General features: G+C 45.2%; 9 protein-coding genes. 7 read left to right on the plus strand and 2 right to left on the minus strand.

Features of this window, described 5'->3' with window-relative positions; all coding sequences use genetic code 11:
• Positions 1-100: 100 nt before the first annotated feature.
• Positions 101-1411 (plus strand): O-acetylhomoserine aminocarboxypropyltransferase/cysteine synthase family protein, encoded by a 1311-nt coding sequence (locus tag L0J61_RS06065; RefSeq protein WP_301465437.1) that lies wholly within the window; start codon positions 101-103, stop codon positions 1409-1411.
• A gap of 86 nt (positions 1412-1497) precedes the next feature.
• Here the strand turns inward: L0J61_RS06065 and L0J61_RS06070 are convergent, their stop codons facing one another.
• Entirely contained in the window at positions 1498-2517 is a 1020-nt protein-coding gene (locus tag L0J61_RS06070; protein ID WP_301465438.1) for an adenosine kinase, read from the minus strand.
• Positions 2518-2576: 59 nt separating this feature from the next.
• Positions 2577-3497 (minus strand): 16S rRNA (cytidine(1402)-2'-O)-methyltransferase, encoded by a 921-nt coding sequence (gene rsmI, locus L0J61_RS06075; protein WP_301465439.1) that lies wholly within the window; start codon positions 3495-3497, stop codon positions 2577-2579.
• A gap of 224 nt (positions 3498-3721) precedes the next feature.
• Between rsmI and L0J61_RS06080 the strand changes: the two genes are divergently transcribed.
• The 6 genes from L0J61_RS06080 to hisG all read left to right on the plus strand — a co-directional run bounded on the left by L0J61_RS06080 (position 3722) and on the right by hisG (position 9527).
• A complete protein-coding gene (locus L0J61_RS06080; RefSeq protein ID WP_301465440.1) occupies positions 3722-4207 on the plus strand; it encodes a YraN family protein in 486 nt (161 codons plus the stop codon).
• 451 nt (positions 4208-4658) lie between these two features.
• On the plus strand, positions 4659-5522 hold the full coding sequence (locus L0J61_RS06085; protein WP_301465441.1) for a BON domain-containing protein: 864 nt from the start codon (positions 4659-4661) through the stop codon (positions 5520-5522).
• A gap of 247 nt (positions 5523-5769) precedes the next feature.
• Positions 5770-6795 carry an alpha/beta hydrolase gene (locus tag L0J61_RS06090; RefSeq protein ID WP_301465442.1) on the plus strand — a complete coding sequence of 342 codons (1026 nt, stop codon included), beginning with the start codon at positions 5770-5772 and terminating at the stop codon, positions 6793-6795.
• Between the two features lie 210 nt (positions 6796-7005).
• Positions 7006-7257: a BolA family protein gene (locus L0J61_RS06095; RefSeq protein WP_301465443.1), complete on the plus strand. Its 252-nt coding sequence runs from the start codon at positions 7006-7008 to the stop codon at positions 7255-7257.
• A 113-nt stretch (positions 7258-7370) separates the two neighbouring features.
• Entirely contained in the window at positions 7371-8639 is a 1269-nt protein-coding gene (gene murA, locus L0J61_RS06100) for a UDP-N-acetylglucosamine 1-carboxyvinyltransferase (protein ID WP_301465444.1), read from the plus strand.
• Positions 8640-8831: 192 nt separating this feature from the next.
• On the plus strand, positions 8832-9527 hold the full coding sequence (gene hisG / locus L0J61_RS06105; RefSeq protein ID WP_301465445.1) for an ATP phosphoribosyltransferase: 696 nt from the start codon (positions 8832-8834) through the stop codon (positions 9525-9527).
• Positions 9528-9648 lie beyond the last annotated feature (121 nt).

The following is a 9648-nucleotide window of genomic DNA, read 5'->3' on the forward strand; positions in this document are numbered from 1 at the left end:
AGTAGCACTGTAGCGATTTTAAAATATTTTGACTATATAATGTCTATGTTATCCAGTCTTTAAATAGACTAACTTAATAATAAATGAAGAGGAGTACAATATGAGTGACGGACAACCAAGCAATCAAGCCGAGAACAACCCACGTCTGGAGACGTTGGCAATTCATGCCGGCTATAGTGTAGAACCAACGACCAAATCAGTCGCAGTGCCCATTTACCATACCAGTTCATATGCCTTTGATAATACTCAGCATGGTGCTGATTTGTTTGATCTAAAGGTCGCAGGTAATATTTATACTCGTATTATGAATCCGACTAATGCGGTGTTAGAGGAGCGTGTTGCAGCACTTGAGGGCGGTATTGGTGCGCTTGCCGTCGCTTCTGGCATGGCTGCGATTACTTATGCCATCCAAACCATCTGTGAGGCGGGCGATAACATCGTTGCGGTATCGACGCTATATGGAGGCACTTATAACTTGTTTGCCCATGCGTTACCACGTCAGGGCATCGAAGTTCGTTTCTTTGATCATAAAGACCCAGCAGCGATTCGTGATTTGATCGATGATAAAACCAAGATGGTCTTTGCTGAAAGCATCGGTAACCCACTGGGAAACATCGTCGATATCCAAGCGCTTAGTGATATAGCTCATGAATACGGTGTACCCGTGGTGATTGATAGTACGGTAGCAACGCCAGCATTATGTCGCCCATTTGAGTTTGGCGCTGATATCGTGATTCATTCATTGACCAAATACATGAGTGGTACTGGTACGTCGATAGGTGGAGCGATCGTCGATAGCGGACGCTTCCCTTGGGGCGACCACCCTGAGCGTTTCCCGCTCTTGAACACGCCAGACCAAAGTTACCATGGGGTGAACTTTGTCAAAGATGTCGGGGAGGCAGCTTTCATCGCGCGTGCTCGTGTAGCACCACTACGTAACACAGGCGCAGCGCTAAGCCCATTAAATGCTTTTGGTATCTTACAAGGTATGGAAACATTGAGCTTGCGTATGGAGCGTCATGTAGAAAATGCCCAAGCAGTCGCCGAATATCTGCGTGACCATGACAAGGTGGCTTGGGTTAAATATGCCGGTCTGGCAGACCATCCTGAGCATGATTTGGCTCAAAAATATATGAAAGGCACACCGTCTGCTATTTTGACTTTTGGTGTAAAAGGTGGGTTGGAAGCAGGTGCACGCTTTATTGATGCATTGCAGATGATTACGCGTTTGGTCAATATTGGCGATGCCAAATCACTGGCTTGCCATCCAGCAACAACAACGCACCGTCAGTTGAATGAACAAGAGCTGGCAAATGCTGGTGTGAGTGTTGATATGGTACGGTTATCGATCGGCATCGAACATATCGAAGATATCAAAGCAGATTTGGCGCAAGCACTGGCCTCGGCTTGATATTAAGAGATAAACATCAACACCAAACGAGCAACAAAAAGCCCATATCAAATGCGATATGGGTTTTTTGTTGGCGTAAAAGTAGACTAAGCAGGTAAGACTCGCTGCGCGATATCTCTATAATCCTGTGACGTCAATCTCGGTCCGAACTTTTGAATGACTTGTGCTGATATCTCGCTGGCAAGTCGACCGCATTCTGGCAAGCTATAGTGCTGTGACAGCCCGTATAGGAATGCACCTGCATAATTATCACCTGCGCCGTTGGTGTCGATGACATTGGTCACTACTGGTGTCGCAACCTCATAAATCTCTACTTCTGATTCATCATCAGCGCTGTGAGCGATAGTTGCGCCATTCGGTCCGTCAGTCACAACTGCTGTGTGGCAATAGTCCAGCAAAGTACGTGCTGCTGCTTTGGTTTGTTCATTGCCCGTAAAGAGCTTGGCTTCTTCACTGTTGCAGAATATCACGGCAACTTTATCGCCCAGAATATTGAGTAGGCCTTCCTTGGCAAATTTCACCACTGCCGGATCAGCAAAGCTGACGGCGACTTTTGCGTTGTGCACGCCAGCTTGCTGACGTAATTGAGTCATCGCTGGTTGAATACTCTCAGACATCGCTAAATAGCCTTCTAGATATAACCAGTCCGCTTGCGTCAGCGCTTCAAAGTCGACATTATCCGCAGTGATGTCGCTTGATGTACCGAGATAAGTCTGCATGGTGCGCTCGCCGTCTTCGGTCACTGCCACCACACATGAGCCAGTGACACCATCTGGATGGATAGAGGTCTCTGAAGTCGCCACACCTGCATCATGTAAGTCTTTTAAATAAAACTTACCTTGGCTATCATCACCAACGCGGCAAGCATAAAAAGGCTTACCACCTAGACTGGCAAAGGCATACATCGCATTGGCTGCTGATCCGCCGCCTGCTTGTTTTGATGGTGCAATCTTAGCAAGCTTAAAGTAGGCGAGCAGTTGCTGCTGCTCTTCGATACCTGCCAGCGTCATATTGCCTTTGGTCAGCTCTGTCTCCTCTAATGCCGCATCTGATAGCAGGTACTCGTGATCAACCAGTGCATTACCTATTGCCATTACATCGTACATGACATACTTCTCCTATGTGAATTTATACTTTCATATTTTTATGTTTGAAATATTTTGGTTTATTTGGCTTGTAACGTGAGCAATCGCTGATAGAGAGCGTTCTTTTTTGCGCCCGTGATATCAGAGCCTAATGCTGCTGCCTTCTTCACTGACAAGTCTTCTAACAACCGTTGCAACAACTTATCATGGATGCTGATGTCGTCGGTATCTTGGGCGACGTCAACGCCCGCAATCACAATGACTATTTCACCGCGTTGCTGGTTGTCATCGGCTTTGACAAACTCGACCAAACTGCCAAGCGTGCTCTTATGCACGGTCTCAAAGGTCTTGGTCAACTCACGGCAAAATGTCACCTCACGCTCTGTGCCAAATATCGTTGCCATGTCTTCTAAGCTGGCAATGATTCGGTGTGGTGCTTCGTAAAATATCAATGTTTCGGTACGTGATTGTAAGGCAGTGAGTTGTTTTTGGCGACCATGAGTTTTTGCTGGTAAAAATCCAATAAAGCTAAAACGGTCTGAGGGTAGTCCCGCCACTGACAGTGCGGCAATCGCAGCAGATGCCCCGACCACAGGTGATACCGTAACGTTAGCAGCATGCGCTGCTTGAACCAGTTGGTAGCCAGGGTCGCTGACCAAAGGCGTACCAGCGTCACTGATGAGCGCGACTGAATGGCCTTGCTCGATCATCTCTATGATCTTAGGTGTTTGAATGGCGCTATTGTGTTCATGATATGCCCACAGCTTGTTGTGTCCTGTGCGCTTGGAATTGGTATCAGCATCATCTGAATCATCGGCTTGACTGCCCTTGGTATCAATACCAAAGTGTGACAATAGCTTGCCTGAGGTGCGTGTGTCTTCGCAGGCAATGATGGCGACTTGTTTTAAGACATCAATCGCATGCGGTGTCATGTCGCTCAGATTGCCAATCGGTGTCGCAACGATATATAGACAAGCTTGCATCGCGGTAGAAGTAGACATGAAAACCTCGGGTCGTTAAATTATCAATGTAATAGAGAGACGTTATGAAAGACAATGTCGCATCATTGTCTACGTTAGTTATCAGCTGTCATTGTACTCAGTAGGCTTAGCCATCTTAAGGGGTTTGGTAACTTCAGTCATAAAGTGGCTGATGACGCTGATGGTGTCAGAGTTTACTAGAACAACAAATGATGCAGATAAGGGTCAAAAGTCGTTAGTTTAGCATGATGTGCTATGATAATTCTGAATTGTTCATTAGACACATCGACACTATGACTACTCACAGGCCATTACCTCTGACTTCACCCAAACAGCGCCAAGGTAGCTTGTTTGAGCAGCGAGCCTGTGAGTTTTTGCAGGATCAAGGCTTGATATTGGTCGTGCAAAATTGGCATCAGCCAAAGTTTGGTGAGCTGGATTTGGTTATGATAGAGCAAGGCGCTGCATGGGCGACCTTGGTATTCATTGAAGTGCGCCAGAGAAAACTGTCAAACTTTGGTAATGCTGCGCATAGTGTCACAACGAGCAAGCAACATAAGGTTATAAAAGCCGCTCGGTATTTTTTGCAGCAGCATCCTGAATATCGAGATTATGACTGCCGGTTTGATGTGATTGCTTACGATACCGCTAGTCAAGCCACACAATACAAGCAAGAAAGAGACAGTCAGCCAGAATGGATTCAAGGGGCTTTCATCGCCACGGCGTGGTAGTGAATTTTTAAGCATGGCGGTAGTTGGGATTTACGGTAGTTGATAAGTGCTGTGGTTGGTAAGTGCTAAAAAATAAGGGTGGTGTGTCAAAAAGTATGCTGATTAAAACTTGAACAATTTTTGAAGCCTTGAAAGCCCTATAGAATCAGAGAACTTAGCATAGATTTCTTATTGACTTCTATCGCCAGCATACTTTTTAGAACACCACCAAAATAAGAAAAAAACATTAGCAATAAGCTGCCGTTACCAAAGTCCTAACCGACTCTCTTAAAAATTCAGTAAAGTATCTAAGTTGCAAACAGTTAGGTTGCAAAGGGTTAGTTATCTTGAGTATCTACCATCTATATATATGATCAACTAGCACAACTATCTGCTGGTACGATGAGCAGTCGTCATCACTATAATTAAATTCATTATGACATTATGTTTTAAGAGGTAAATCATGACTCGGATGTGTTTTCGCACAGCTATTTTTGGATCGTCACGCCGTACCTTGATAGGCATCATGCTGATAGCGGGTGCTGTTAGTAGTGGTTGCACTACCAATTATCTGACCAACAGTACTGAAGGCACCTATGGTGTGCCCATGACAGAGCGTACCATTCCGCAGCGTTTACTTGATCGTAGTATTGAACATACCGCCAAGATCAATGTCTATGGGTTGCAAGAAGATCTACAGCAGACCAGTCGGCTAGGTATTGATAGCTTTAATAGTGAGGTTCTATTGACAGGGGAAGTGCCTACTGAAGACATCAAAGCCGAAGCAGAAAAAGTCATCAGCTCCATGCCAGATGTGCGTCGTGTCTACAACGAGCTGTCTGTCAGTGCTTCAAAAGGCTATAGTTTGACGGTTCATGATGGCTACATAACGTCAAAAGTATTGGCAAAAGTTGCTGTTAATAGCGGTGTCAAATCCTCTCAGATCAAAGTAGTGACCAACAACGGTGTGGTTTTCATCATGGGGCGCATGACCCCAGCGCAACAAAGCCATTTGATCGATATTGCTAATAGCACCGTCGGTGTGACCGAACTGGTATTACTGACAACCATTGTGGATGGCAATGGTGTGGAGATAGACGAAGATGACATTATGTATGAGGAAAATTTGGATTCGCCAACATTAGCAACTGCCGAAGAAGTGGCAGCTGCTAACGCTAATCCAAATCCTAACGCTAATCCAAATCCTAATATCAATAACTCAGGAGCAACAAATAGCGAAGGTGCTACGCCGCCAGCTGCTGCAACCGGGGAAAATGGAACGGTCGAAGCACCCACATCTTCTAGCCCATATGTTGACCTCTATCAAAATCAGTAAAAGCACCGCTATCGTTAACGTTTATTACCTATGTTTATCGTCAAGGTGCATCGATAGAAGTTGATGGAAATCAATAGAAACAGTCGTTATTGACAGCAAATAAAATAAAGACGTAGTAGGTTGTAGTGGGTTACGGTTATTCATCACGCGACGGTGCCGTTAATATGGAACCTCAAATAATTCAGTACGATACGGCGAACGCAGGGCAGCGCGCTGAATAAATTATTAAATGATAGGGATACTGACGATGATAGGTTCAGATAAACGTACACTACAGAACGTAGTCGCCAGCAGAACTGATAATCATATCGGTGTTGGTCATGCAACACATGAAACAACTGCTCACAGCACTATGTCGAATACAAAACCGCGAAGACTGGCGTGGATAGCCACTGTCGTGTTTGCAATAGGCGGTGTTGTGTTTGCTGCTCAGAATGCGCAAGCCTTGTCACCATTGACTGTCGTGAATGGCATCACGGCTGGGCAGGGAGTTGGTGTTAGCAGTGATATTCTGTATGGCGATGAGCCGGAGCAAGACTTAGATATTTATTACCCCAAGCCTTTGGCACAAGCCATCAACTCCCAACAAGCCATAAAAGATACTTATCCTATGGTTGTGTTTGTCTATGGTGGTTCGTGGGAAAATGGCACCAAAGAACAATACGCTTTCGTTGGCAAGAGTTTGGCACGAGCAGGTTATGTGACGGCAGTGATTAATTATCGTAAAGCGCCTGAACATCCATATCCTGATTATGTAGAAGACACGGCAAAAGCGATTGCATGGAGTTACGATAATGCAATGAGTCTGCATGTTGACCCTCAGCGACTGGCGGTCATGGGGCAGTCAGCAGGTGCGTTCAATGCGGTGGCAGCAGTATCTAACGAAGATTTTTTGGCACCTTATGGTATTCAGCCCAAAGACATTAAAGCAGTGGTTGGTATCGCGGGGCCTTATAGTTATGACTTTAGGCAGTTTGATAGCGCTAGCGCCTTTCCTGCCGATGCCACCCCCGATCAAGTCATGCCAGACAGACAGATCAAAGGTGAACAGCCGCCTTATCTGCTATTGACGGCGGAAAATGATGAGATCGTCTATGACGTCAATACGATTAATATGACAAAAGCACTAAGAGACTATGGTGCTAGGGTAGAAACCAGTGAAATAGAAGGTGCCAGTCATGCCACCAGTATCGGTGCGATGGCACCACCACTGCGTTGGTTGAATGATGTGCGTGCGCAAGTGCTGACGTATTTGGATAAAGAACTCAAGTAGTCTGGCGTTTATAAGACGGTTATAAGATGGCTGTAAGACAGTTAAATGCTCCCATGCTCATGAGTGGCATGCACTGGTGTTTAGCAGGTTAGCCTGTGGTGTTGGCTTACGCGTGAGCAATAGTTACGTAAGACAATACTGTAAGATAGCCAAACTCTTGTTATAATACTGCGAATCCACACAAAATTCCTTTTATCAACAGGATATTCTATGAGCATGAACGCTGACGATTTGATTGCATTTTTAAAAACTCATTTTCCAAACGCCTTTATTCAAGCGGCAAATGAAGGAAATAAGTTTGATGTGCGCGTGGTTGACGCCGGCTTTGAAGGAAAGCGTAGCGTACAACGTCAACAAGCGATCTATGCTTTGGTCAATGATAAAATTGCCAGTGGCGATATTCATGCGCTTAATATCCAAGCACTAACGCCGGCTGAATGGGAAGTTCAGCAAAAAGGCTAAATGCTATCCATATTATTAGACACATCTAAGTGGCTATTGATGTCGCTGGGTTTATGAGTCTGGTTCTTACCCTTTATTTACTATTTTTCACTCATCGCTAGGTTGTCACTTCTATGGATCAATTTTTAATCACTGGTAGTAGTCGTATTGCAGGAGAAGTCACAATCTCAGGCGCCAAAAATGCCGCTTTACCCTTACTGGCAGCCATGATTTTGGCTGAAACCTCAACAACATTGCACAATGTTCCGTCACTTCAAGATGTGAGAACGCTGATCAAGCTGATTGCTGGCATGGGCATAAAAATAGAAAAGCAGGGTGATACCGTCACTTGTGATACCAAAAGTATCGACAACTTCTATGCGCCTTATGACTTGGTCAAAACCATGCGCGCATCGATTTTGGTGTTAGGACCATTGCTTGCTCGATTTGGTGAGGCAGAAGTGTCATTGCCAGGCGGCTGTGCTATTGGTTCGCGCCCCGTTGATCAGCATCTAAAAGCATTTGAAGCTATGGGCGCGGAGATTAGCGTAGAGAACGGCTATGTCAAAGCAAAAGCACCCAAAGGTGGCAAGCTGATAGGCTGTAAGTTCTCGTTTGACATGGTGACGGTTGGTGGTACTGAAAACGTGATCATAGCCGCAACACTTGCCAAAGGCACGACCGTATTGGGTAACTGTGCGCTTGAGCCTGAAGTAGTGGATTTGGCCAATATGTTGGTGGCCATGGGGGCTAAAATTAGTGGTATTGGCACATCAATCATGACCATCGAAGGGGTTGAGCGCTTGCATGGCTGTGAGTACTCTGTGGTAGCAGATCGTGTAGAAACTGGCTCTTATCTTGCTGGCGCGCTGATGACACGCGGTGATGTGTTGACCAAAAAAACGTCTGCATTATTATTAACACCAGTGCTTGAAAAGTTCGAAGATATGGGCGCTGTGATTACCACAGGTGATGACTGGATTCGTGCGCAAATGAAAGGGCGCCCACTGCCTGTCGATATTCGTACCCAGCCACATCCCGGCTTTCCTACTGATATGCAGGCACAGGTAATGGCGATTAGCTGTATTGCTGACGGTACTAGTACCTTTATCGAAAACATCTTTGAAAACCGCTTCATGCATGTACCCGAGCTCAATCGTTTGGGTGCGTCTATTCAAGTAGATGGTCATACTGCAGTCGTAAAAGGCGTTGAAAGCTTTACTGCTGCTCCTGTGATGGCAACTGATTTACGTGCATCTATGTCATTGGTGATGGCGGCGGCAACTGCCGAAGGCGAGAGCCTAATTGATCGTATTTATCATATCGATCGTGGTTACGAGGATGTAGAAAACAAACTGCGCAGCCTTGGTGTGAATATTGAACGTATCAACACTAATGACTAATACGAATTACGAATTATTAACAATACAGCTCAGGATTAATCACCATCTCGAACGATTGGTATTAATAAATTTACTAGACTGGTTTGTACACTTGTGTGTAGAGACGTATGGCTTTATAAAATCTGAGCGAATTTTAAAATCACAAAAGTCCTATTAAAAGGGATGCTAACTGTATATGGACGCGATGTCATTATGACTGAAGCAAGCAACAGCCTACCGAAAGGTGGTTTATTGAACGAAGTAAACGATGAGTTTTCAGGATTAACACTGGCTTTATCAAAGGGTCGTATCTTAGACGAGACTATGCCGCTTTTGAGGGCTGCGGGGGTTGACTTGCTAGAAGATCCTGCAGCATCGCGTAAACTTATTTTTCCTACTTCTAATCCTAATGTACGGGTGCTGATTTTACGTGCCAGTGATGTGCCTACTTATGTAGAGCATGGTGCTGCTGATTTTGGTGTGGCAGGAAAGGATGTGTTGCTTGAGCATGGTGCCAATCATGTTTATGAGCTGCTAGACCTGCAGATTGCTCAATGTAAATTGATGACTGCTGGCGTAAAAGATGCGCCACTGCCCAATCGTCGCCTGCGTATCGCTACCAAATACGTCAATGTGGCTCGTGCTTATTTTGCGAGCCAAGGCCAGCAAGTAGATGTGATTAAGCTTTATGGTTCTATGGAGCTTGCGCCACTGGTTGGCTTGGGTGATTTGATAGTCGATGTGGTCGATACAGGCAATACGTTACGTGCCAATGGTCTAGAAGCGCGCGACCATATTTGTGATGTGTCTTCACGTTTGATTGTCAATCAGGTCAGTTACAAGCGCAAATTTGCGCTACTTGAGCCTCTCTTAGACAGTTTCAAGGACAGCATTGCTAGCGCCTCGTAGAGTAGTGCCTTACCAAACGATACCAATCATTGGTAATATTAAGTAATGATATACAAATTTTTAAACCAGTTTGGCGTTCTATGATAGACATAGCGTGCTAAACTGGTTTTATTGTATTGGC

This window comes from Psychrobacter sp., from assembly GCF_030457785.1.
GTDB lineage: Bacteria > Pseudomonadota > Gammaproteobacteria > Pseudomonadales > Moraxellaceae > Psychrobacter.

What these genes read in the sequence shown, in the direction of transcription:
- hisG (WP_301465445.1), top strand. Translation starts at nt 8,832, where the DNA reads ATGACTGAAGCAAGCAACAGCCTACCGAAAGGTGGTTTATTGAACGAA.
- L0J61_RS06080 (WP_301465440.1), top strand. Translation starts at nt 3,722, where the DNA reads ATGATGTGCTATGATAATTCTGAATTGTTCATTAGACACATCGACACT.
- L0J61_RS06090 (WP_301465442.1), top strand. Translation starts at nt 5,770, where the DNA reads ATGATAGGTTCAGATAAACGTACACTACAGAACGTAGTCGCCAGCAGA.
- L0J61_RS06095 (WP_301465443.1), top strand. Translation starts at nt 7,006, where the DNA reads ATGAGCATGAACGCTGACGATTTGATTGCATTTTTAAAAACTCATTTT.
- murA (WP_301465444.1), top strand. Translation starts at nt 7,371, where the DNA reads ATGGATCAATTTTTAATCACTGGTAGTAGTCGTATTGCAGGAGAAGTC.
- rsmI (WP_301465439.1), bottom strand. Translation starts at nt 3,497, where the DNA reads ATGTCTACTTCTACCGCGATGCAAGCTTGTCTATATATCGTTGCGACA.
- L0J61_RS06065 (WP_301465437.1), top strand. Translation starts at nt 101, where the DNA reads ATGAGTGACGGACAACCAAGCAATCAAGCCGAGAACAACCCACGTCTG.
- L0J61_RS06070 (WP_301465438.1), bottom strand. Translation starts at nt 2,517, where the DNA reads ATGTACGATGTAATGGCAATAGGTAATGCACTGGTTGATCACGAGTAC.
- L0J61_RS06085 (WP_301465441.1), top strand. Translation starts at nt 4,659, where the DNA reads ATGTGTTTTCGCACAGCTATTTTTGGATCGTCACGCCGTACCTTGATA.